The 22,554-nt window shown below is 59.0% G+C and carries 20 protein-coding genes; 9 read left to right on the top strand and 11 right to left on the bottom strand.

Annotated features, from left to right (window positions below):
• Positions 1 to 67 precede the first annotated feature (67 nt).
• Entirely contained in the window at positions 68 to 1,354 is a 1,287-nt protein-coding gene (locus tag QWY83_RS11020) for an O-acetylhomoserine aminocarboxypropyltransferase/cysteine synthase family protein (protein WP_249945854.1), read from the top strand.
• A 38-nt stretch (positions 1,355 to 1,392) separates the two neighbouring features.
• Here QWY83_RS11020 and QWY83_RS11015 read toward each other — a convergent pair whose 3' ends face one another.
• A complete protein-coding gene (locus QWY83_RS11015; RefSeq protein WP_249945855.1) occupies positions 1,393 to 2,121 on the bottom strand; it encodes an SIMPL domain-containing protein in 729 nt (242 codons plus the stop codon).
• A 212-nt stretch (positions 2,122 to 2,333) separates the two neighbouring features.
• Between QWY83_RS11015 and QWY83_RS11010 the strand changes: the two genes are divergently transcribed.
• Both QWY83_RS11010 and QWY83_RS11005 read left to right on the top strand, forming a co-directional pair.
• Positions 2,334 to 4,874: a hypothetical protein gene (locus tag QWY83_RS11010; protein ID WP_290245958.1), complete on the top strand. Its 2,541-nt coding sequence runs from the start codon at positions 2,334 to 2,336 to the stop codon at positions 4,872 to 4,874.
• Positions 4,875 to 4,959: 85 nt separating this feature from the next.
• A complete protein-coding gene (locus QWY83_RS11005) occupies positions 4,960 to 6,894 on the top strand; it encodes a cation:proton antiporter domain-containing protein (protein WP_249945857.1) in 1,935 nt (644 codons plus the stop codon).
• Here the strand turns inward: QWY83_RS11005 and cobT are convergent.
• Complete coding sequence (gene cobT / locus QWY83_RS11000) at positions 6,891 to 7,907, bottom strand: nicotinate-nucleotide--dimethylbenzimidazole phosphoribosyltransferase (RefSeq protein ID WP_249945858.1); 1,017 nt, start codon at positions 7,905 to 7,907, stop codon at positions 6,891 to 6,893. The genes QWY83_RS11005 and cobT overlap by 4 nt on opposite strands.
• A gap of 78 nt (positions 7,908 to 7,985) precedes the next feature.
• Here cobT and cobS point away from each other — a divergent pair, with 78 nt between their 5' ends.
• Positions 7,986 to 8,756 carry an adenosylcobinamide-GDP ribazoletransferase gene (gene cobS, locus QWY83_RS10995; protein ID WP_249945859.1) on the top strand — a complete coding sequence of 257 codons (771 nt, stop codon included), beginning with the start codon at positions 7,986 to 7,988 and terminating at the stop codon, positions 8,754 to 8,756.
• Here the strand turns inward: cobS and QWY83_RS10990 are convergent.
• Both QWY83_RS10990 and QWY83_RS10985 read right to left on the bottom strand, forming a co-directional pair.
• The gene (locus QWY83_RS10990; protein WP_249945860.1) at positions 8,742 to 9,440 is read right to left on the bottom strand and encodes a VCBS repeat-containing protein; all 699 of its coding nucleotides are present in this window, start codon (positions 9,438 to 9,440) and stop codon (positions 8,742 to 8,744) included. The two genes, cobS and QWY83_RS10990, sit on opposite strands and share 15 nt — an antisense overlap.
• Positions 9,440 to 9,763: a 2Fe-2S iron-sulfur cluster-binding protein gene (locus tag QWY83_RS10985; protein ID WP_105235712.1), complete on the bottom strand. Its 324-nt coding sequence runs from the start codon at positions 9,761 to 9,763 to the stop codon at positions 9,440 to 9,442. The genes QWY83_RS10990 and QWY83_RS10985 overlap by 1 nt, the downstream gene beginning before the upstream one ends.
• A 159-nt stretch (positions 9,764 to 9,922) precedes the next feature.
• Between QWY83_RS10985 and QWY83_RS10980 the strand changes: the two genes are divergently transcribed.
• A complete protein-coding gene (locus QWY83_RS10980; RefSeq protein ID WP_249945861.1) occupies positions 9,923 to 10,450 on the top strand; it encodes a peptidoglycan-binding domain-containing protein in 528 nt (175 codons plus the stop codon).
• Between the two features lie 44 nt (positions 10,451 to 10,494).
• On the opposite strand, the gene QWY83_RS10975 is transcribed toward QWY83_RS10980, so the two are convergent.
• From QWY83_RS10975 to rpiA, 6 genes are all read right to left on the bottom strand, one after another.
• Positions 10,495 to 11,958 carry a Do family serine endopeptidase gene (locus QWY83_RS10975; protein ID WP_435404521.1) on the bottom strand — a complete coding sequence of 488 codons (1,464 nt, stop codon included), beginning with the start codon at positions 11,956 to 11,958 and terminating at the stop codon, positions 10,495 to 10,497.
• A gap of 114 nt (positions 11,959 to 12,072) precedes the next feature.
• Positions 12,073 to 12,270, bottom strand: coding sequence for a DUF2065 domain-containing protein (locus QWY83_RS10970; RefSeq protein WP_249945862.1), 198 nt, complete (start codon positions 12,268 to 12,270; stop codon positions 12,073 to 12,075).
• Positions 12,270 to 13,139: a protease modulator HflC gene (gene hflC, locus QWY83_RS10965; protein ID WP_249945863.1), complete on the bottom strand. Its 870-nt coding sequence runs from the start codon at positions 13,137 to 13,139 to the stop codon at positions 12,270 to 12,272. The genes QWY83_RS10970 and hflC overlap by 1 nt, the downstream gene beginning before the upstream one ends.
• Positions 13,139 to 14,284 (bottom strand): FtsH protease activity modulator HflK, encoded by a 1,146-nt coding sequence (gene hflK / locus QWY83_RS10960; RefSeq protein WP_105235716.1) that lies wholly within the window; start codon positions 14,282 to 14,284, stop codon positions 13,139 to 13,141. Before hflK ends, hflC begins: the two co-directional genes overlap by 1 nt.
• A gap of 75 nt (positions 14,285 to 14,359) precedes the next feature.
• Positions 14,360 to 15,715, bottom strand: a complete 1,356-nt coding sequence (gene gor, locus QWY83_RS10955; protein WP_249945864.1) for a glutathione-disulfide reductase — start codon at positions 15,713 to 15,715, stop codon at positions 14,360 to 14,362.
• 86 nt (positions 15,716 to 15,801) lie between these two features.
• Positions 15,802 to 16,590, bottom strand: coding sequence for a ribose-5-phosphate isomerase RpiA (rpiA, locus tag QWY83_RS10950; RefSeq protein ID WP_249945865.1), 789 nt, complete (start codon positions 16,588 to 16,590; stop codon positions 15,802 to 15,804).
• 157 nt (positions 16,591 to 16,747) lie between these two features.
• Here rpiA and QWY83_RS10945 point away from each other — a divergent pair, with 157 nt between their 5' ends.
• The 3 genes from QWY83_RS10945 to QWY83_RS10935 are packed head-to-tail and all read left to right on the top strand — an operon-like array spanning position 16,748 to position 19,749.
• Entirely contained in the window at positions 16,748 to 17,419 is a 672-nt protein-coding gene (locus tag QWY83_RS10945) for a glutathione S-transferase family protein (RefSeq protein ID WP_353958950.1), read from the top strand.
• Entirely contained in the window at positions 17,419 to 18,792 is a 1,374-nt protein-coding gene (locus QWY83_RS10940; RefSeq protein ID WP_249945867.1) for an L-serine ammonia-lyase, read from the top strand. The genes QWY83_RS10945 and QWY83_RS10940 overlap by 1 nt, the downstream gene beginning before the upstream one ends.
• A gap of 36 nt (positions 18,793 to 18,828) precedes the next feature.
• Positions 18,829 to 19,749: a DMT family transporter gene (locus QWY83_RS10935; RefSeq protein ID WP_249945868.1), complete on the top strand. Its 921-nt coding sequence runs from the start codon at positions 18,829 to 18,831 to the stop codon at positions 19,747 to 19,749.
• Here the strand turns inward: QWY83_RS10935 and QWY83_RS10930 are convergent.
• Entirely contained in the window at positions 19,746 to 20,393 is a 648-nt protein-coding gene (locus QWY83_RS10930) for a thiamine diphosphokinase (protein WP_249945869.1), read from the bottom strand. The genes QWY83_RS10935 and QWY83_RS10930 overlap by 4 nt on opposite strands.
• Before the next feature lie 239 nt (positions 20,394 to 20,632).
• Here QWY83_RS10930 and QWY83_RS10925 point away from each other — a divergent pair, with 239 nt between their 5' ends.
• A complete protein-coding gene (locus QWY83_RS10925) occupies positions 20,633 to 22,516 on the top strand; it encodes a hypothetical protein (protein ID WP_249945870.1) in 1,884 nt (627 codons plus the stop codon).
• Positions 22,517 to 22,554: the final 38 nt, after the last annotated feature.

Genomic DNA, 22,554 nt, shown 5'->3' with positions numbered 1-22,554 from the left:
TTGCTGCATTGTCCTATGGGTAAGCCTGACGTAACGTCTGGGCAACAATGACTCATGGGAGGATGCAATGACACAAGACCTCGGTTTTGAAACGCTACAAATTCACGCTGGAACAGAGCCGGATCCAGCCACTGGCGCACGCCAGGTGCCGATCTATCAGACTACCGCTTACGTGTTCAAAGACGCCGACCACGCCGCGCGTTTGTTCAACCTCCAAGAGGTCGGCTACATCTATTCGCGCCTGACCAACCCGACCGTTGGTGCGCTTCAGAACCGTATCGCGGCGCTTGAGGGCGGTGCGGGCGCTGTTTGCTGTTCTTCGGGTCACGCGGCGCAGATCATGGCGCTCTTCCCGCTGATGGGGCCTGGTCTGAATATCGTCGCATCGACCCGTCTATATGGCGGCACGATCACCCAGTTCAGCCAGACGATCAAACGGTTCGGCTGGTCGGCCAAGTTCGTTGATTTCGACGATCTAGACGCAGTGAAGGCGGCGATTGACGACAACACCCGCGCAGTGTTCTGCGAAACCATCGCAAACCCCGGCGGCTATATCACCGACCTCGACGCGATTGCTGCGATTGCTGATGCGGCGGGCATTCCGATGATCGTAGATAATACCACGGCGACCCCGTATCTCTGCCGTCCGATCGAACATGGCGCGACGCTCGTTGTGCATTCGATGACCAAATACATGACTGGCAACGGCACCGTGACAGGTGGTGTGGTCGTAGATTCGGGCAAGTTCGATTGGTCCGCATCGGACAAGTTCCCGTCGCTCTCGGCGCCCGAACCTGCCTACCACGGCCTGAAATTCCACGAAGCGTTGGGTCCGATGGCCTTTACCTTCCACGGCATCGCCATCGGTCTGCGCGACCTCGGGATGACGCTGAACCCGCAGGCGGCACATTACACGCTGATGGGTCTGGAAACGCTTTCGCTGCGCATGGACAAACACGTGGCAAACGCAAAGCAGGTCGCTGACTGGCTCGAAGCGGATCCGCGCGTGGATTACGTGACCTATGCGGGTCTGGACTCCAGCCCCTACAAGCACCGCGCCGAGCGTCTGGTGCCAAAAGGCGCAGGCGCGTTGTTCACCGTTGCGGTTAAGGGCGGCTATGACGCTTGCGTGAAACTGGTGGATAGCCTGCAACTGTTCAGCCACGTAGCGAACCTCGGTGATGCACGGTCGTTGATCATTCACCCTGCCTCCACCACGCACCGCCAGCTGTCCGAGGATCAGCAGCGCGCAGCAGGTGCAGCACCCGAAGTCGTACGGATTTCAATCGGGATCGAAGACCCGAAGGATATCATCGCCGATCTCGATCAGGCGCTGGCAAAGGCAACCGCCTAATTCCAAAACCAAAGGCCGCCCACTGGGCGGCCTTTTCGTTACTCAGTTGCGATTCCGTAGACGATACTGACCTGCGCCGATACCGTGATGTCCCCTGCGACCAAGGGCACATCCATTTTCGGCGCACCGCTGTCAAAGGAACGGGCGGACATCGCCTCCATCACGACAGGGGCATAGCCGCCGTAGCTGTTTTCGCTCAGCGTGAGAACTCCGCCCAAATCAACGCCAGCCGCCATCGCATAAACCTCTGCTCGGTGACGCGCGTCCTCGACCGCTTTCGCGCGGGCCTCGTCCATAAGGGCGGAGTCATCGTCGATCCCAAAGGACACACCGTTCACCGTATTTGCCCCACCCGCGACCACGTCGGACAGCAATCCGCCCAGCGTTGTCAGGTCATGGGTGGTCACGGAAAGCGTGGTAGACGCGGTGTATCCTTCGATCTGGGTGTAATCAGGTGCCCCCAGAACGGTCCGCCCGTAGCGCGGGATCAGTGACACGCGGCCTGTTTGAATGTCACCCTGCGGAATCGCAGCGGCCTCTAGCACGGCGAGGATACCTGTAGTTGCCATGCTGATCGCATCCAACACCTCGCCCGTCGTTTTGCCCTCGTGCATAACGCCGACTGTGACCACGGCCATATCAGCGGGCGCGGTGACAATCCCCTCACCCGAAACGGAAATTGACGGCACAACGCGGTCCTGCGCCATCACACCAAGGGGCGCGGCCATGAGGCCAGAGATCAGCGCTACACGCATAAAGGTCATCATCGTTTGATCCTTTCACTGGGAACGATTCTTAATCAACCTTCAGGCGATCACAGCCAGCGGTAGAACACGAGTAAATTTTCCGAGTGGGCGGGAAGTTGCTGTAGCTTAAATCATTGAGCGCCGTTACATTTCCGCTCCAAAGAAATCATGTTAGTCCCAATTTTATGACACCAAATTTTGCACTTTCACTGTCGTTCGAAGGGATCCGTTTATTGCAACGGAGTTCCGACGGCTGGCTTTTGGTGGACGAGGTCGCGCTGGATGACGCCGATCTAGGCGCTGCCCTTGCACGGATGAAGGATCGGGCGGCACAACTCGACCCATCGCCGCTGCGGACCAAGCTTCTTATTCCAAACGATCAGATTCGGTATCTTGCGCTGGATAATCCCCGTGCCGATGAAGACGATATTCGCGCGTCTCTCGACGGGGCGACGCCATATGCACTTGATGATCTGGTGTTCGACTATTCGCGTGGCGGAGGTCGGACCTATGTAGCCGCAATTGCACGCGAAACGCTGGACGAGGCCGAAGGCTTTGCTGCGGGATACGGGTTTAACCCTGTCAGTTTCGCGGCTGTGCCTGATGCCTTCACCTTTGTCGGCGAGGCGTTCTTTGGCCGAACGAGCGCGGCAGCAACTCTGCTGACCGACGGTCAGACCATCGAACGTGATGTGGATGCCGTGGTGGTCGTGGGTCGCGTTGCCGAACCAGACCCTGAACTTGAACCGGAGGTGGTCGAAGAGCCGCCGGTGGCAGAGCCAGAGGTTGTTGAAGAGGCAACGGTCGAACCTGTCAAACCTGTCGAACCTACAGAAGAGGCGCAGACTGAGGACGAACAAGTAGAGCTAGAGTTTGACATCGACCTCGATATCGACCTGTCCGCCATCGAAGAGGCCCCTGCCCCCGTTGAGGTAGAACCAGAAGCTGCGCCAGAACCGACGGACGAGCCCGAAGAGACTACGGAACCCGTTGTGTTCTCGAGCCGCGCGCGGACGTCTGATGCCACGACACCGACGTTGACCACGGGGGACAAACCGACGTCCACGATCCAGCCACGGATCACGCCGACAATCACCCCCACGGTCGGCATTCCACCCGCGCCCAGCGATCTGGACGCCGCTCCTATTTTCGCAGCAACGCCACGCACCGTCCCAACGGAAGCCAAGCAAGAAGACAAGACCTCGCCGCTTGCGCCCGTCATAGCGGCAGCGACCTCTGCAAAGACGGCACTCGGCAATGGCCTCACGGCGCTGAATGACCGCCGCAAATCGCGCCGCGCGGAAAAGGATGCGGAACGCGATGCTGCTGCCTTGGCCAAGTTGGAGGCCAAAGCGCAAGAGGTGGTGGCCGAACTCGACGGCGATGCCGAACCCGCCGACGAAAAAGTGCGGCTGACCATTTTCGGTGCCCGCCGCAAAGCCCAAGCCAAAGCGATCAAACGGCCCAAATACGTCTTTACGGTTTTAATGGCGCTTTTGCTGGCCTTCCTTCTAGCGGTCGCGATCTGGTCGTCGACTTTAGAAAACGGGATCGCGGGATTGTTCGGCGGCAATGACGTGACGGTTGCCACGCTCGACGCCGACAACCCTGCCCCCGAAGACGAGGCCGCAGCCGACCTCGGCGATGCGATGTCGGACGTGGATATCGCGATTGAAAACCTGACCCAAGACGGGGCGCTATTGCCCCCGACTGACTTGCCTCTTGGTCAAGTGCTTAGCCCCGCAGAGGCACAGCGCCTCTACGCCGCGACGGGTGTTTGGCAGCGTGCGCCGACCTTCCCCTACACGCCCAAGATCGAGACGACAGACGGCGTCACCATCGCGGCCATCGACCCTGTAACGTTCGGGACAGATGCGGTTGCATTGCCTTCTATTACGGCAATGCAACCCGATCTGTCCGTTGTTTCCCCTCTCGCACCACCCGCTGCGGGAACCGAATTTGACCGTGACGCGAACGGCAATATCCGCGCGACCGAGGCAGGCACCGTTTTGCCAACGGGGGTCACCGTCTTTGCAGCAACCGCCACGACGACCCGCCCGATTGCGCGTCCCGAGGGGATTGCGCCAAATCCAGAGGCCGCGCCTACCACCAATCCTGACCTTGTGACCGCTGGTGGTGTGTCACTGGCCAGCCTCCGCCCACGCAGCCGTCCTGATAACCTCGCTGAGAACATCGAACGGGATACACTGGGCGGATATATTGCGTCAGAGTTGGCCGCGCTGCGGCCGCGTGAACGTCCTGACAATTTGGTCATCGTCGCGCCAGAGCCCGCACCGCTACCAATCCCCGAAGCGGACGTTGACGCCATCGCCGCAGCGATCGCTGCTGCCGCTCCGCCAGATTTGACCGCTGGGGCATCTCAATACGCGGTCGCGTCATCGCCGCTACCGATCCAGCGTCCGCGCAACTTTGATCGGATCGTCACGGCGACCGCTGCCTCGCTCCAATCAGAGCCTGAGGCAAGCGCACCAACGGATGTATCGGCAACCATGCGGCCTACGGGCCCTGTCCCAGGTGGCGTGGCCCGCGCCGCGACCGAAAACAACGTTTTAACCATGCGCGACATTGCCCTGATCGGTATCGCAGGCAGCAGTTCTAGTCGGATCGCATTGGTGCGGATGGGCAACGGGCGGATTGTATCGGTTCGGGTGGGTGATACTCTCGACGGAGGTCGGGTCACCGCGATTGGCGAATCCGTTTTGAACTACGAAAAACGGGGTCGCGTGGTGTCGTTGGAAATGCCGAGGGGCTGATCCCTAGCAATTTCTTCAGTCAGCCCCAAGTGTACAAGGCGACATTACCAGCGCCATCGAATTTTAGTTAATAAGACGGACACCGATGGAAAGTTTTCTCTTTCAGGCAACCATTTACCTAGGCGCAGCAGTGATTGCGGTGCCTTTGGCAGCACGTTTGGGACTTGGGTCCGTGCTGGGGTATTTGCTGGCAGGGATCGTCATCGGGCCCGTGTTCGGATTGGTCGGGTCGGAATCCAAAGACATCCAGCACTTTGCCGAATTTGGCGTCGTTGTGATGCTGTTCCTGATCGGGCTAGAGCTCGAGCCGCGCGTCCTCTGGCGGATGCGGGCCAAGCTCTTGGGACTGGGCGGGCTGCAGGTCATCCTGACCGTCGCGGCCCTGTCTGGGCTGGCCTATCTGATGAACGAAACCGCACTGGATTCCATCGCCATCGGGATGATCCTCGCGTTGTCCTCAACCGCGATCGTTCTACAAACCCTATCGGAAAAGGGGCTAGTGCAGACAGCGGGCGGGCGCAACGTGTTCTCTGTTCTGCTGACGCAGGATATCGCCGTGATCCCCATGCTGGCGCTCATGCCGCTGTTGGCTGTTGCCGCGCCAATAATGATTTCGCCCGATGGATCGATCCAACGCGCCGCCGACGACACGCACCACGGCACCTTCTCGCTCGTTGAAGGATTGCCGGGATGGGGCGTCACATTGGTCACTGTAGGTGCAATCGCGGTGATTATCCTCGCGGGTGTGTTCCTTACACGGCCCGTGTTCCGCTACATCCATCAGGCCCGCATCCGCGAGATGTATACGGCGCTCGCCCTTCTGATGGTCGTGGCGATTGCGGTGTTGATGCAGATGGTCGGCCTATCGCCCGCGCTAGGGACGTTCCTTGCGGGCGTGGTGCTGGCGAACTCTGAATTCAAACACGAGCTAGAGACCGACCTTGAGCCGTTCAAGGGGCTGCTGCTCGGTCTGTTTTTCATCACCGTTGGCGCAGGTTTCGATTTCCAAGCGTTCTTTAGCGACCCCGTGCGGATCGTGCTACTGACGTTCCTACTGATCGCGGTCAAAGGCGGCATCCTATATGGCCTTGCGCGAATTTGGCGGTTGAAACCTCACGACCGTTGGCTATTTACCCTCAGCCTCGGTCAGGCGGGTGAGTTTGGCTTTGTCCTGATCAGCTTTGCCTTGGGGATCGGCGCGCTGTCCCCCGCCCTCGCGCAAAAGCTGCTTTTGATGATCGCACTGTCGATGCTGATCACGCCGCTGTTGTTCATCCTCTACGAATATCGCACCCGCAAAATGGCGAGCGAGGATGAACACCAAGATGCCGACGATATCGATGAAACGGGCACGGTGATTATCGCGGGGATCGGGCGGTTTGGGCAGATCGTGAACCGACTGGTGCAGTCGGCTGGATTTTCGACCGTGGTTTTGGACGCCGATCTGGAAACCGTTCAGACTATGCGCAAGTTCGGGTTCAAGGGCTTCTTTGGCGATCCGACACGGCCTGACCTACTGAAAGCGGCGGGAATTGCAGAGGCAAAGGTTCTGGTCGTGGCCGTCGATGGACGGGACAAGGCAACGGCGCTGGTGCGCTATGCCCGTCAGATGCGCGACGACATCCACATCGTCGCCCGCGCGCGGGATCGGCAGCATGTCTATGAACTCTACGCGGCAGGTGCGAATGACATCGTGCGCGAGCTGTTCGACAGTTCGCTGCGTGCGGGGCGCTATGCGCTCGAAAACCTCGGGCTGTCGGAATACGAGGCGGCCGAGGCAGAAACCATGTTCTACCACCATGATCGCGGCATGATGAAGGAATTGGCGACGCTCTGGAAACCCGATGTGCCGACGTCCAAAAACACGGCCTATCTTAAGCGGGCAAAAGAATTGAATTCCGATCTGGAACTGTCGCTTGCGTCCAACGAAGAGGCCGAAGCCGAGGCGGAAACCAAGGGTGGGATCGGGCGCCGCCGTAGCGACAGCGCCCTGTTACCGAAGGATCAAGGGGACGCTTAGGCGTCCGATACCCCTGCTTCTGCAAAGGTGAGCATGCCAGAATGACACGCAATCGCGCCCTTGAGGACGCCGATTGCCAGCGCCGCGCCAGAACCTTCGCCCAGACGCAGGCCGAGGTTCAGAAGCGGTGCTTTGTTCAAATGCGCCAGCAGTTTCGCGTGTGCACCTTCGGCGCTGACGTGGCCCGCAACAGTGTGATCGAGCGACCCCGCGACTGCGCATTCCAGCGCAGCAGCAGAGGCGGTGCAGATGAACCCGTCGAGGATCACTGGGATGCGCAGGTTCCGCGCCCGTGCAATCGCACCCGCCATCGCCGCCAGTTCACGACCACCGAGGCACCGCAGCGCCTCAAGCGGATCAGCGATCACATCGGCATGAAGCGCAAGGCCATCGGCAACGGCAGCGGTTTTGCGGTTCAGACCGTCATCATCGACGCCCGTTCCGCGCCCCGTCCAATCGGCAGCGTCGCCACCAAACAGGGCCGCCGCAACGGCCGCCGCAGCGGTGGTGTTCCCGATGCCCATTTCGCCAACGACCAGCAGGTCGCTTGTGTCTTTAACGGCGGTCCAGCCGGCGACGAGCGCGTCGACCACTTCATCCTCGGACATTGCGGGTGCCGTGGTGAAATCAGCGGTAGGCGTGTCGAGCGACAGGGACACGACCGACATGTCAGCGCCGAACGCCTTGGACAATTGGTTAATTGCCGCGCCACCGTGTTCAAAGTTCGCAACCATCTGAACGGTGACTTCAGGCGGGAAAGCCGAGACGCCACGCGCACAAACGCCGTGGTTGCCCGCAAAGATGATCACTTGGGGGTTCTCAATCGATGGACGCGGATTGGCGCGCCATGACGCATACCAGATCGACAACTCTTCGAGCCGACCCAGAGCCCCCGGAGGTTTCGTCAACTGACCGTTGCGGTCCTCTGCACCAGCCTTCGCTTCGATATCGAGCGAAGGAGCAGCAGACAGAAGAGCGCGAAATTCGGCGAGACTAGAAAATGGGCGGGTCATGACGGTCCTCGTTGCACTTTTTGTGCGCCTTGAATAACCCTCGTGGCACAGAATGAAAGGTCAGAAAGGGTCGCACCTATGTCCAACTCCGACATTCGCAAATTTCAACCCGCCGATGTGCTGGCTGCGCTGGGTCTTTTGACCCGCCTTCCCGTAAAGATCGACCACGAAGCCGCAGGCGCGCGCGCGGCCAAGGCCGTCTGGGCCTACCCGCTGGCGGGTCTAGCGGTCGGGGTGATTGCCGCGTGTGTCGGCAGCGTTTGGCAGTGGTTCGGTGTGTCCGACGGTCTGGTTGCTGCCGCCGTGCTGGCCGTCATGGTGATCATCACTGGAGCGATGCACGAAGATGGTCTGGCCGATAGCGCCGATGGGCTATGGGGCGGCTGGGATCCAGATCGTCGGCTTGAGATCATGAAAGACAGCCGCATCGGGTCCTATGGGGTGATCGCGCTCTGTCTGTCGCTCTTAGCGCGCTGGATTGCGATTGAGGCCCTGATCAGCGCGGGTTGGATGTGGTGCGCCTTGCCCATCGTTGCCACCCTCAGTCGCGTTCCGATGGTCGCCCTCATGCACCTGATGGAGCCCGCACGGGCGGGCGGATTGTCCCGTTCTGTCGGGCGTCCTGATAAGGCCCCTGTTGGCGTCGCTCTGCTGATCGGACTGGCAGTTGCGGCAGCTTTGGGCGGGTGGACGGTGTTCCCGCTCTTTATTTTTGTCACCCTCGCCACGGTTAAGGTCGCGCTGATCGCGCAGGCAAAGATCGGCGGGCAAACGGGCGATATCCTCGGCGCGGCGCAGCAGATCGCAGAGATCACAGCGCTTGGCGTGTTGGCCTCAATCGCAGGCTAAAGCAGCGGTGAGGCTATCGGGGCCAGTGTAGGGACCAACATCACGGGTGGTGTAGCCCGTTCCGTCATAAGACGTGACTATAATTCGGGTCCAATCGGCGCTGGCGGTGATGACCTCTGGCTGACCGCAATCGCGCAATCCGCCTTCGATCACCGCAGAACCCAGATGGTGATTGGTCAGCCCCTCAACCGCGCCATCGGGCGTCAGGGTCCAAGCACCGTCAGCTTGCGTCACCTCTAGGAACCGCAGCGTTTTGGCGAGGTGCGGGCGGTCGACATAGGCAATCTCTGCCGCGCCATCCCCGTCGAAATCCGCGATACCTGCAATTGCGTACCACCGATTGGGTTGCCCAAACGGTGCACCAAGGGCGATGGGTGCGATTACGTTGGACGATACGCCAAAGATCGCGATCCGTGCCCCATCGTTAAATCCGCTGAGGACCGTGACGACCTCAGCCGTGCCATCCCCGTTCAAGTCAAAAAGACGCGGGTTCGTATCTTCGAACACCGCATCTTTGTATTGAAATGTATGGCTCTGCCCCTGCCACGTGACCTCAAGCCCCGCGTATTCGCCATTAGCGACCGCCCCGTGCCCATAGGCATCGGTAGGGTCCACGTAACGGGCCGTCAGAGGTTCAGCTCCCGCCGCATATGGCCAAAGAGCCAAGAGCGGCCATAGGCGCATTAGATTTGACGCTCGGGCAGGTTCACAACCAAACCGTCCAACGCATCGGTCACTTTCAGCTGGCAGGACAGACGCGAACGGTCGGGGTCAACTTCATAAGCGAAGTCGAGCATGTCTTCTTCCATCGCTTCCATGCCCGGAACTTTGTCTTTCCACTCAGCAGGTACATAAACGTGGCAGGTCGAACAGGCGCAAGCGCCACCGCAGTCGGCCTCAATACCCGGAATGCCATTATCACGGGCACCTTCCATTACGGTCATACCGTTTTTCACCTCAACGCTGTGTTCGGTGCCGTTGTGTTCGATATAGGTGATTTTGGCCATGATCTGCTCTCGTTCCTGTAAAGTCGCTGTAGATTTAATGCGTTGTAGGTGGCTGTTCCAGCCTTCTGTCGCAGTTTAACCGACACGGATCATAAAATTTGCGCCATTGGTCGAAAAATGCCATAGAGTTTTTATAAAAGGGAGGCAGAGCAGCCCCAGATGAAACGTATCACCCACTCCGCAGCCCTATTTGGGCTGGCGCTGTCCGCTTGTTCGGATGGTGGGGTGCCGCCGTATTCCAACCCGCCTGCCTTTACCGAAGCGGGGATCGAAACCGATTATTACGGCAAGTGTTTTGGCCGCGATGTGACGCCCGCGCAGACCCATACGGTCACGGATCAAGAACTGGTCAAAGAAGAAGTCCTCGCGCCTGATGGCAGCGTTTTGGAGCCTGCCGTTTACCAGACTGTCACCAATCAACAGATCATCCGCGAACGGCGTGAAGTGCTGTTCGAGGTCGTCTGCCCCTCTGAGATGAACAGCGGTTTCATCGCATCGGTTCAGCGGGCGCTGGCAGCGCGCGGGTTTTATCAGGCCCCTATCACGGGTGTGATGGATGAGACAACGACTGCAGCGGTGCGGCTCTATCAGCGGCAACAGACAGGCATGGACAGTCCGTTGTTGTCTGTTGATGCGGCCAAGGTTCTAGGGCTGGTCGCGCTCACGCCAACCGATCTAGGCATGTAAAAAGGCGCCCGAAGGCGCCTTTTTGTGTCAGGTTACTCACCCGATCATTCCACGATACGAAGCGCCATAAAGCGGGTCATGCCGTCACGGTTCACGAGGATCAGCAAGGATTTGCGACCTGCGTCCCGCGCTTCTCTCACGCGGTCCTCAAAATCAGCGACCGATGTAACGGGCTGCTGACCAGCTTCAGAGATCAGATCGCCAGCCTGTAGACCGTTCGACGCCGCATCAGAGGTCGGATCGACGGCCGTGATCACCAGACCCAAAGCATTCGGAGCGAGGCCAAACTGGCTGATCGTCTCTTTGTTGACCTCGGACAGCGTCAGGCCGAGCATTTCAGTCTGCGTCGGCGCCGCGTCTTCCATCGGGGCCTCAGAGCCAGGCATGTTGGCTTCAGCCGTTTCGCGACGACCCAGAGTGACCGTCAGTTCAACCGTTTCACCGTTGCGAAGGACGTTCACGAGGACCTCTTGACCCACGGGGGCATCCGCAACGATACGAACGAGTTCGCGGGTGTCGGTGATTTCTTTGCCGTCAAAGGTCAGGATCACGTCGCCAGCCTCGATCCCTGCGTCCATCGCAGGACCCGGAGGGACGGAACTGACCAAAGCGCCAGCCGCATGATCAAGGCCAGCGATACCTTCGACCATATCGGGGGTGACGTCTTGGATACGAACGCCGAGCCAGCCACGACGGGTTTCACCGAACTCTTTCAGTTGGGCCACGACGTTTTTCACAACGTTCGACGCCATCGAGAACCCGATACCGATCGAGCCACCGTTGGGCGACAGGATCGCGGTGTTCACACCGACGACATCGCCGTCCATGTTAAACAGCGGACCGCCAGAGTTACCACGGTTAATCGCGGCGTCGGTTTGGATGTAGTCGTCATAGGTGCCCGAGAGTTCGCGGTTCCGTGCAGAGACGATACCAGCCGAGACAGAGAACCCCTGCCCGAGCGGGTTACCCATCGCCATGACCCAGTCGCCAACGCGAGCCGTGTCGCTGTCACCGAAGTTCACGAACGGCAGGTCGGTCGCGTCCACTTTCAGAAGCGCGATGTCGGTGTTCGGGTCGGTGCCGACCAAGGTCGCCGCAAGCGGTTCGGTCCCACCGGGGAAGAACTCGATCAGGATTTCATCCGCGCCTTCGATGACGTGGTTGTTGGTCACGATGTAACCGTCAGACGAGATCACAAAGCCAGACCCCAGAGCCGACGACCGACGCGGGCCTTGGTTCTGGAAGTCCTTAAAGAAGTCCTCGAACGGGGATCCGTCAGGCACGATGCCCTGTGGACCCGCGTTGGTGGACACAACAGTCGTCGTCGTGATGTTCACAACGGCGGGGCTAAATTTCTCGGCCAAATCGGCGAAACTGTCGGGTCGCGACTGTGCGAAACCTGCAACGGTTTGAGCCAAGAGGAATACAAAAGACAGCAAGATTGCCACAGCATAGGACAGACGGGTCTGTTCTGTGTGGCGGGAAACAGTGAGTGCTTGAGACGTCACGGTGCCTCTCCTTTTTGCGGTTGCGGGGCGTCACACCCCGATGGCAATCCAAACTCTATGCATGGCGCGAGGTAACTCAAGACATGCTACAGCCACCTCAACCACCTGTGAATTTCAGTGTAGGCCGCGTGCGCAAAAATGCACAAGTAGAACGCCGATAAAAACCGCGACCAACCCGACCATGCGCCGCTGTGGGTGCGTCAGTTCGGCCAATGCATCGAGCATTTTTTCAACGAAAGAAGGGGCCAGCGCGTAGGCCAGCCCCTCGATCACGAACACCAGCCCGAGGGCGATGCCAATCATCCAGATCATCAGTTGCCTTCCGAGGACTTCATATACTTGAAGAACTCGCTGTTCGGCGACAGCACCATCGATGTGTTGCCGTTTTCGAGCGCGGTCGCATAGGCGTTCATCGACCGATAGAATTCAAAGAACTCTGGATCAGCGCCGTAAGCTTCCGCAAAGACGCGGTTGCGCGTTGCGTCGGCTTCACCGCGGATGATCTCGCCCTGACGTTCTGCGTCAGACACAAGTTCGGTCACGGTGCGGTCAGCTTGCGCACGGATCCGCTGTGCAGCTTCGTTACCACGGGCGATTTCGTCAGCCGCTTCGCGTTCACGCTCTGCCGTCATACGATCATAGGTCGCAGCAAGGTTTTCTGGCGGCAGGTCGGTGCGTTTCAAACGCACGTCGATGATTTGCAGACCCAGCGCCTGCGCCTCGTCGATTGCACCGTTGCGGATGCGCTGCATAAGCGCGGCACGGTCAGTCGACAGAATGTCGTTCGAGGTCACGCTACCCAGAACCTGACGGGTTTCAGCCCGCAGGATGGAGTCCAGACGTGATGCCGCAGCCCGCTCAGCGCCCACACCCACCGCACGACGGAATGTTTCCACATCGGTGATACGGTAGCGCGCAAAGGCGTCAACGACGATACGACGACCGTCTGAGGCGGTGACTTCCAACTCTTCCATGTCACGGCTCAGGATGCGGTCGTCATAGGTGACCACTTCTTGAATGAATGGAATTTTATAGCCGAGGCCCGGTTGTTCTTGGACGCGGACAATCTGACCGAACTGAAGCACGAGCGCCTTTTCACGTTCATCAACGATGAACAGCGACGACAGAGCTACAGCGCCAGCAACGACCACAGCGGGGATGAGAAACGCGGTCTTACGCATTAGTTCGACCCTCCTTCGGTGGTGCTTCGGCGGATTTCATTGAGCGGCAGATAAGGCACAACACCAGTGCCATCGCCGTTGTTATCGTCCAAGAGCATCAGATCAACGCTACCCAGAACCTTTTCCATGGTTTCCAGATACATACGCTGACGGGTCACATCAGGCGCCATCTGGTATTCGGTCAAGATCGAGCTAAAGCGGCTCGCCTCACCTTCGGCGGCGTTGACGACCTGTGCGCGGTAGGCTTCGGCTTCTTCGAGAAGCTGCGCTGCCTGACCACGGGCCTCTGCCACAACGCGGTTCGCGTAGGCATCAGCCAGCGATTGCAGACGGTCACGTTCCTGTTCGGCGTCCTGCACCTTGCGGAAGGATGCGATAACAGGCTGCGGCGGGTCGGCCTTGTCAAAGTTGATACGAACGATGTTCACACCACTGTCGTAGCTGTCGAGTGTGGACTGCACGAGGTCGGTCAACTGCTGCGCAATCGAGGCACGGTTCACGTTGAGGATCGGTGCCAGTTCCGACTGAGCGATAATTTCGCGCATCGCCGATTCAGACACAGCAGCGATGGTCGCGGCGGGATCAGCAAGGTTGAACAGGAAACGCTGTGGATCGCGGATGTTCCAAACAACTTGGAAGTCGATATCGACGATGTTTTCGTCGCCCGTCAGCATCAGACCTGCATCATTGCCGACGTTCGAGGTGCCGATTTCAATGGTGCGTTCGGTCGAAACAGCCAGAACTTCACGTGTGACCAGTGGCCAAGGGGCAAAGTTCAAACCTGGGTTTCCGACCTGATGGAATTCGCCGAGGAAGAGTTCGACCGACTGTTCTTCGGGCTTCACAGTGTAGAACGACGCCATGCCCCAAACGACTACAGCCGCAGCAGCGGCAAGGCCGATTGTGCCACGGGTGAACGCAGGGCCAGAAGGCGCACCGCCGCCAGAACGATTGCCGCCACCATTGCCGCCGCCCATCAGGACACGGAACTGTTCGCGTCCCTTGTTCAACAGCTCGTCGAGTTCGGGAATCTGGTCCCCGCCCGCCGGACGCCGCGGACCGTTGTTTCGGTTATTATCGTCGTCTCCGCCAGAGCCGCCTTTATTTCCGCCGCCGCCCCATGGGCCACCATTATTCCCAGCCATGAACCTCTTTATATCCCTATGCAATGCCCCGACGTTCGGGGCCTTTAATCAGATTTGGGGACTCAGCCCCGAATTTCAAGCCGTTCGCGTCGGCGTTTTCATCGTGACCAGCTCTTCGGCCATGGTCGGGTGAACAGCGCAAACGCGGTCGAAATCTTCTTTGGTTGCACCCATTTTAACGGCGATGCCAACCATCTGGATCATTTCACCCGCTTGCGGCGCGACGATATGCACGCCGAGCACCTTGCGTGTCGCCTGCGAAACGATGAGTTTCATCAACACGCGATCTTCGCGCCCAGCAAAGAGGGTCTGCATCGGACGGAAGGACGAGGTGTAAACCTCAATCGGTTCCTGATCGCGGGCTTGTTCTTCGGTCAGGCCAACAGCGCCGTATTCGGGCTGGGTAAAGACCGCAGAGGGGATCAATTCGTGATCGACAGGTGTTGGGTTGCCTTTGAAAACCGTCTCAACAAAGGCCATCGCCTCGCGGATCGCGACGGGGGTCAGTTGAACGCGGTCGGTTACATCGCCAACGGCGTAGATCGACGGAACGTTGGTCTGGTTATACTCATCAACGATGATCTCACCTCGGCGACCGACATTCACACCGACGTTTTCGAGGCCAAGGCCTTCGACGTTCGGGATGCGGCCTGTGGCGAACATGACCTGTTCAAAGGTTGCTTCGGTTCCATTGGTCGCTTTGGTCCAGATTTTCCCGTCGCGACGCTCCATCTCTAGGATGTTGGTGCCGCAATGCAGGTTCACGCCCTTATCACGCATCTGGTCCGCGATCAGGCCACGTGCTTCATCGTCAAAGCCGCGCAGGATTTGGGCACCGCGGTAGTATTGCGTGACCTCAACACCGAGGCCATTGAGGATGCCCGCGAATTCACATGCGATATAACCGCCGCCGATGATCAGGATCGATTTCGGGAGATCTTCGAGGAGGAAAATTTCGTTTGATGTGATGCCCAGATCAGCATTCGCCAGATCAGGTTTCACAGGACGACCACCGACCGCGATCAGGATGTGTTTCGCGGTGATGTCTTCGCCCGTCGACAGCGTGACAGTGTGTTCGTCTTTGATCGTTGCGCGCGTGTCATATGCCGTGACCGACGACCCGTCCAAAAGGCGGCGATAGATGCCTTCGAGGCGATCAAGTTCGGCATGCATTTTGGTGCGGAAATCGGTCCAGTCGAAATCGCCCGACGACACGTCCCAGCCATAGGCCTGTGCGTCCTCAATGGCGCTAGGGAACTCGCTCGCAAACACCATCAATTTTTTTGGGACACAGCCACGGATCACACAGGTGCCGCCCATGCGGTATTCTTCAGCCAAGGCGACCTTTGCGCCAGTGGCTGCGGCAACGCGTGCGGCACGCACACCGCCCGAACCACCACCGATGACAAAGAGGTCATAATCAAAGGACATGGGATGTCTCCGTCTAAATCTTCTTAGCCCTGATGTGGTGGGCCATTCGGGGGCGGTCAATCTGCCCCCACGCACACAGCAGTCGCTTAATCTGCAATATCGCCAAAGATGTTATCGTCGCCGAGGAAATCGAACTTGTCCTCGGTGATCGTGCCCTCGTGAATATCGCGCACTTCAACGCGACCATCGCCGTAGCCGATGACAACCGCATCACAGACATCAAGGAACAGACCGTTTTCCACGACGCCCGGAATTTGGTTCACAACAAAGCTCAGCTGGCGCGGGTTGCCGATCCGTTTGAGGTGCAGGTCGAGGATATGGTTCCCTTCGTCGGTCACAAAAGGCGCATCACCGTTCATCCGCAGCGTCACGTCGCGGCCGAGAACGTCCATGCCGATCAGCGCCTCTTCGACGATGGATTTCGTGGTCTGCCAGCCGAAGGGGATCACCTCAATCGGCAGAGGAAACGCGCCAAGAGTTTCGACCGATTTAGAAGCGTCGGTGATCACGATCATCTGGTCCGATGCCGTCGCGACGATCTTTTCCTGAAGATGTGCGCCACCGCCGCCTTTGATCAGGTTCAACTGCGGGTCGAATTCGTCAGCGCCATCAATGGTCAGGTCGAGCCATTTCGCTTCATCCAGTGTGATAACGTCGATACCAACCTCGCGGGCGAGGATCGAGGTGCGGGTCGAGGTGGGCACGCCTTTGATCCGCAGGCCTTCCTCGCGGACCATTTCGCCAAGGCATTTCACCAGCCACGCCGCCGTTGATCCCGTGCCCAAACCGACCTTCATGCCGCTTTCTACAAACTGCGCTGCGCGTTTCGCGGCGACGAATTTGGCTTTGTCGATTGGGGACAGATCGATGGGCATATGGCAGCTCCTCATGGATGTTGCCGATCTTATAGGGCCTTCCCCCACAACTGGCGAGGGGCGCGGTCGAAAAACCCGAACCGCTGGGCGTAAAACTCTGCCCCAATGTCGTTATCGGACAGAGCGGTGTGGTTTTGCCAGATACACTCGCAGAATGATGACGCGCTATCGCCTGCACTTTGCCCCTGACAATGCCTCGCTCTGCGTTCGGTTGACGCTAGAGGAATTGGGCGTGCCCTATGACACCGTTTTGGTGGATCGGAGCCAGTCCGCCCAGCGCGATCCAGCCTACCTCGCCCTCAATCCCAATGGTCTGATCCCCGTTCTGGAAACCCCTGATGGGGTGATGTTTGAAACGGGTGCGATCCTGTTGTGGCTGGCCGATCGGCACGGTGCACTCGCCCCTGATCCGCAGAGCCCTGCCCGTGGCGATTTCCTGAAATGGCTGTTTTGGGTGGCGAACACTTTGCACCCCGCATTGCGGATGCTGTTCTACCCCGAAAAATTCAGCCCCGATCACCCGATTGAGTTTCGCGAGGCAACAAAGGTTCGCATCGAAGGGCTTCTCGATATTCTGGCCAATGGTCCTGATCTGATGGCACCGTCGATCCTGCAAACCTACGTGGCGCCGCTGCTGCGGTGGCTGGCGCTCTACCCTATCAATGACACGGCGTGGTTCGATTTATCGAAATGGCCCGCCTTGTTCGACTTCTGCACAATGATGGACGACCGTCCCTCGACCTTGGCCGCGATGCAGGCCGAAGGTCTGGGACCGACGTCGTTCTCTCAACCGAGATATCCTAATCCCCCCGAAGGAAGCGCACTCTAATGTTTCTCTCTGTCTTTGACATGTTCAAGGTGGGCGTTGGCCCGTCGTCTTCGCACACAATGGGCCCGATGGTGGCGGGTGCGATGTTCCTCGACCACCTGCGCAAACAGCCGTTTAGCGTGGCTGGACTGCGTGCGTCGTTGCATGGGTCGTTGGCGTTTACGGGTGTGGGTCACGCGACTGACCGCGCTGTGATCCTCGGTCTCGCTGGGTTCCTACCCGACACCTATGACGCCGAAAAAGCGGATGCAGAGCTGGAACGGATCAAAGCCGAAGGGACCGTGACACCCGAAGGGCTGCCCGTCCTGAACTTTAATCCCAAGGACGATGTGATCTTTGACTACGGTCCTAACCTTGAGGGCCACGCCAACGGTCTGATCCTGCGCGGGCTCGACGCCCAAGGCGACGTGATCACCGAAGTGACCTATTATTCGGTCGGTGGCGGCTTTGTCCTCACGGCTGAAGAACTCGCCGCGGGGAAAGACACTGACGACGGCGCGCCTGTGCCTTTCCCGTTCAAGTCCGCCAAAGAGATGCTCGATATGGCTGCGGAAAGCGGGCTGTCGATTGCGGATATGAAACGCAAAAACGAACTTTCGCGCCGTGGTTTGAACGAATTGAACCGTGGTGTGGAACGCATTTGGGACGTGATGAACCAATGTATTGATCGCGGTTTGACCCGTGATGGCATCCTCCCCGGTGGGTTGTTTGTGAAACGCCGCGCGAAGGGGATTTACGACAGCCTCATGGCGGAACGCGGTATGAACCTCTCTGCCCCGCACCAGATCAACGACTGGATGGCGACCTACGCGATGGCCGTGAACGAAGAAAACGCGGCTGGCGGTCAGGTCGTCACAGCACCGACCAACGGTGCGGCGGGCGTGATCCCTGCGGTGATCCGTTACTGGCTCGACCATGTTCCAGGTGCGACTGCTGCTAAAGTGCCTGAGTTCCTACTCACCGCCGCCGCGATTGGTGGGTTGATCAAATACAACGCGTCCATCTCTGGCGCGGAATGTGGCTGTCAGGCCGAGGTTGGCAGCGCGTCGGCAATGGCTGCGGCGGGCCTCGCGGCGGTGATGGGCGGCACGCCTGAACAGATCGAGAATGCGGCTGAGATTGCTCTCGAACACCACCTCGGTATGACCTGCGATCCTGTGCGCGGCTTGGTTCAGGTACCATGTATCGAACGCAACGGCCTTGGCGCGATCAAGGCTGTGTCGGCGGCGTCCCTGTCGCTGCGTGGCGATGGCACCCACCTCGTTCCGCTGGATGCCGCGATCGAGACGATGCGTCAGACAGGCGTCGACATGAACGCGAAATACAAAGAAACCTCTCTCGGCGGGCTTGCCGTGAACGTGCCAAACTGCTGAAGCTGGCGCGGATATCCTCACTCTGTCGGAGAGATCATGAACGACCGCATCCTGCCCGGTATTCTGCTGATGCTCGGCTTTTGTGTGACGGCGCCCATTTTGGACGTTTTCGCAAAGCTGGCGACGGATACGACCCCCGTGATGCAAATCGCCTCTGCGCGGTTCATCGTGCAGGCAGCGATCATGTTGCCCGTTCTGGTTCTCTTGCGCCACGCCATCCCGCGTGATCCATCGCTGCGCTGGCCACTGGTGCGGCGCGCGCTGTTCCTTGGCATTTCGACCTATTGCTTTGTTGCGGCCACGAATGAAATGCCCATCGCTGACGCGCTCGCTATCGCGTTTGTAGAGCCATTCATTCTGCTGATCCTTGGCAAGTTCCTCTTTGGCGATGAGGTCGGGATGCGCCGTATCATCGCCTCGGTTGTCGGTTTCGGTGGATCGCTTTTGGTCATTCAACCGAGCCTCGTGACCTTTGGCCTTGTTGCGCTCTACCCCCTTGGTACGGCGCTGTGTTTCGCGCTCTATATGCTAGAGACCCGATCGCTCAGCCGTAAATTGCACCCGATCCCGATGCAGTTTGTGACCTCGGTTCTGACGGCACTGTTCTGTAGCCTCTTTGTTGTGGCCGCTTGGATTGGCAAATGGGAGGCCCATGCCCCCGTGATGCCCGAAGGGATCACTTGGCTTTGGCTCTTTGGCGTCGGTGCCGCGTCAGCGCTGGCGCATATCATGATGACCTACGCCCTGCGGTTCGCACCCTCTGCGACCCTCGCGCCGCTGCATTACCTAGAGATCATCAGCGCCGCGATCTTGGGCCTTTTGGTATTCCAAGACTTCCCGAACACGCTGACGTGGGCAGGCATCGCGATCATCGTGTCGTCAGGGCTCTATATCATTCACCGCGAACGGCTGACCGAAAAGGGCAAGGTCCGCTTGAAAGTTCCAGCCGAACTTTAACCCAGCGCGGACCAGAGCGCGGGCAAATTGGCCGCGGAAGTCGAGAGAAGAACGGGACCAGAGGCACGGACCGTGATCGGGCCAGCGACCTCGTTCGAGGAACTGATCATGCCATCGGGCGCGAGGGCCTGACCGTCTAGGTTCCACCGCAACCCCGTTGTCCACGCCTGCGATGCCCCCAAGGGCATAAGGGCAATTCGATCCCCAACAGGTAATCTGAGGGACAACCCAACGTTGGGAACGACAGCCGCGCAATCGCCCGCCCCCAACAAAACCACGCGTCGGTCCGCATAGCGGGCCAGAACATTGAGAACGGCGAGCTGGTGGTCGATACGCCCACCCATGAACCCCAAGGCCAGAATGCGCGGCGCATCAATTCGCATCAGGCATTTTTCGAAATCAGTCGTCTCTTGTTCGCTGATCTCTTCGATCACATCGGCCAAGCTTAGGCGCAAATCGTCGGAGAGGCTGTCGAGATCGCCAATGACCCGTTCAGGACGGAATCCAGAAGCCATAACCTGCGCCGCACCACCATCAGCTGCAACAATCCTTGGCGCTAACCGCATAGCGGTGCTAATCTCATCGTTGCCAGTTTGCGCACCGCCGATCAGCGTGACTGGTTCGTTATAAGCAACAGTTCCCATTACCGACCCATTGATTGTCCACAAATTCGCAACTTGCCTCAAAAGAGTCACGAAATAATACCGTCCATAACCTGATTTCGTTCCGTTTTACGAACCAATTGGACGTCAGAGAGTGAATTACTGGACTAGGGGAAAGAAAGCGAGCGCATGTAGTTATGGTTGGATCGAGCAAGATTTTAACCGTCTCCTACGGAACCTTCGCGTGCACACTTGAGGGATTCGATGATTCCTTCGACACGATGAAGGCCATTGCGGAATATTTCCGCGATCTGGCGGCGGACGATAGATATTTTGGGGCTGAACCCCCAACACCGGATGCAGAAATGCTGGCGCGCATTGCCGAAAACGAAATTGCGCGTCGGGTCGAAGCCCGTATGGAATCATCTGGGATCGTGTTGCGTGCGGCTGCCTTGGCGGCCTCGGAAAATCGCGCTGCCGAACCCGTAAAAGAGGAACCGCAGGCCGTTGCGCCGAGCGTGGCACCTGTTATGCCGCCGCCCGTCGAGACACCTGAGGTCGTGGAAGAGGTTGCGCCGCAACCCGCCCCAGCGCCCGCAATGTCCGAAAGCGTTGCCGCGAAACTTCAGCGTATCCGCGCTGTCGTTGGCAAATCGTCGACTGGCGAATCCGATTACATCGAAGACATTCACGCCTCCGAACCCGAAGAGGACTTTGACCTTGGCTCTGTTATTGATGCCACGGAAGAAGCGCCAGCTCAGGTGGCGCCGATGGATGTGTCGATTGCAGAGACCGAAGTGACCTTTGATGAACCAGAGGACACGATTGGTGAGGACGCCCCTGCGGCTGAACCCGTTGCGCAACAGTCTGCTCCTGTTGCCGATGTGGCATCGCCGCAGGAGGCCGCCCCGCTCCGCCGCACTCGTGTGATCCGTTTGAAACGTTCGGAATTTGACCGTGCGCTGAATAACGGCACCATCGAAGCGGTGGCTGACAAAGCTAATGAGGACGTTGTTGCTGCTGCGCTTGCTGCGACACCGACCGAAAAGCCTGTCGAAGAGGCCCAAGACTGGGCCGATGACACCACAGCAAACGACTACGACGAAACCTACGACGATGCGGATATTGTTGAGGCCAGCATTATGGCCAAGCTCGCCGCAGCCGAGGTTGAAGCGAACGAAGCCGAAGCAAACCAATTCGACCTCGCCTCTTTGGATGGTGCGGACGACATTGATTTCGACGCTGACAGCTCGCTCTCTGACGAAGAAGAAGCAGACCTCCTGCGCGAATTGTCCGCGCTGGATGACGACGAAGACGACTTTGACGCCGACGAAATCGAATCGCAGAACGCCTTCGTTATGGAATACGACTACGAGGATGAGGACGAAGAGCCAGTTGCAGATGCGCGTGCCGACCAACGTGCCCGCGCCCTGCTGGACCGCGAACCCGAGGCTGACGCCCGTGACATGTCCCGTATCTTGGACCGCACGGACGAACAGCTTCGCGCGCCGGAAACCGATCTGCGTCGTCGTACGCTGAGCCACCTGAAGGCCGCAGTTGCTGCGACCGAAGCGGCCCGCCGCATGGGTGAGCCGGTCAAATCGAAAGAAGACGAAGAGACCGATTTCCGCAGCGATCTGAGCGCGGTAGTTCGCCCAACACGTCCGACCGCTGGTGGCGTCCTGCCCCGTCGCGCCGAACGTGGGGACGATCAGCCACGTACAGAGCGTCCGCGTCCTGCGCCGCTCAAACTGGTTGCCGCCCAGCGCGTCGATCTGGCCCCCGAAGAGGCCGCCCCCGCTCGTCCCGTCGCACCCGTGCGTCCGCGCCGTGTTGCCACGGAATCGGTTTCAACGATTGATGCCCGCGATGCAGAGAGCTTTGCTGACTATGTCGAAGAAATGGGTGCGCATAGCCTGCCCGACCTTCTCGAAGCGGCAGCGGCTTACACCTCTTTCGTCGAAGGTCACGAGGAATTCTCGCGTCCGCATGTGATGAAAAAGGTCCGTGAGGTTCTGCAAGACGACGACTTTAACCGTGAAGACGGTCTGCGCGTCTTCGGCACGCTCCTGCGTGAGGGTCGGATCAGCAAGGTCCGCAACGGTCGGTTCCAAGTGGCCGAAGGCACACGGTTCCGCCCCGAACCCCGCGCCGCTCGCGGATAAGGGCACAACAGAATGAAAAAAGGGGTCGGTTTTCCGGC

This window comes from Marivivens donghaensis (assembly GCF_030410045.1).
GTDB lineage: Bacteria > Pseudomonadota > Alphaproteobacteria > Rhodobacterales > Rhodobacteraceae > Marivivens > Marivivens donghaensis.
Note: the sequence above shows the minus strand (reverse complement) of the source record. Positions and strands in the feature narration are given on the sequence as shown.

Bases quoted from the DNA above. Each gene is read 5' to 3' on its own strand.
- QWY83_RS11015 (WP_249945855.1), bottom strand. From the start codon at position 2,121: ATGATGACCTTTATGCGTGTAGCGCTGATCTCTGGCCTCATGGCCGCG.
- QWY83_RS10990 (WP_249945860.1), bottom strand. From the start codon at position 9,440: ATGCGCCTATGGCCGCTCTTGGCTCTTTGGCCATATGCGGCGGGAGCT.
- QWY83_RS10985 (WP_105235712.1), bottom strand. From the start codon at position 9,763: ATGGCCAAAATCACCTATATCGAACACAACGGCACCGAACACAGCGTT.
- hflC (WP_249945863.1), bottom strand. From the start codon at position 13,139: ATGCGTAAGACCGCGTTTCTCATCCCCGCTGTGGTCGTTGCTGGCGCT.
- QWY83_RS11005 (WP_249945857.1), top strand. From the start codon at position 4,960: ATGGAAAGTTTTCTCTTTCAGGCAACCATTTACCTAGGCGCAGCAGTG.
- QWY83_RS10970 (WP_249945862.1), bottom strand. From the start codon at position 12,270: ATGATCTGGATGATTGGCATCGCCCTCGGGCTGGTGTTCGTGATCGAG.
- QWY83_RS10935 (WP_249945868.1), top strand. From the start codon at position 18,829: ATGAACGACCGCATCCTGCCCGGTATTCTGCTGATGCTCGGCTTTTGT.
- QWY83_RS10980 (WP_249945861.1), top strand. From the start codon at position 9,923: ATGAAACGTATCACCCACTCCGCAGCCCTATTTGGGCTGGCGCTGTCC.
- cobT (WP_249945858.1), bottom strand. From the start codon at position 7,907: ATGACCCGCCCATTTTCTAGTCTCGCCGAATTTCGCGCTCTTCTGTCT.
- QWY83_RS11020 (WP_249945854.1), top strand. From the start codon at position 68: ATGACACAAGACCTCGGTTTTGAAACGCTACAAATTCACGCTGGAACA.
- QWY83_RS10940 (WP_249945867.1), top strand. From the start codon at position 17,419: ATGTTTCTCTCTGTCTTTGACATGTTCAAGGTGGGCGTTGGCCCGTCG.
- cobS (WP_249945859.1), top strand. From the start codon at position 7,986: ATGTCCAACTCCGACATTCGCAAATTTCAACCCGCCGATGTGCTGGCT.
- rpiA (WP_249945865.1), bottom strand. From the start codon at position 16,590: ATGCCCATCGATCTGTCCCCAATCGACAAAGCCAAATTCGTCGCCGCG.
- QWY83_RS10925 (WP_249945870.1), top strand. From the start codon at position 20,633: ATGAAGGCCATTGCGGAATATTTCCGCGATCTGGCGGCGGACGATAGA.
- QWY83_RS10945 (WP_353958950.1), top strand. From the start codon at position 16,748: ATGACGCGCTATCGCCTGCACTTTGCCCCTGACAATGCCTCGCTCTGC.
- QWY83_RS10930 (WP_249945869.1), bottom strand. From the start codon at position 20,393: ATGGGAACTGTTGCTTATAACGAACCAGTCACGCTGATCGGCGGTGCG.
- hflK (WP_105235716.1), bottom strand. From the start codon at position 14,284: ATGGCTGGGAATAATGGTGGCCCATGGGGCGGCGGCGGAAATAAAGGC.
- gor (WP_249945864.1), bottom strand. From the start codon at position 15,715: ATGTCCTTTGATTATGACCTCTTTGTCATCGGTGGTGGTTCGGGCGGT.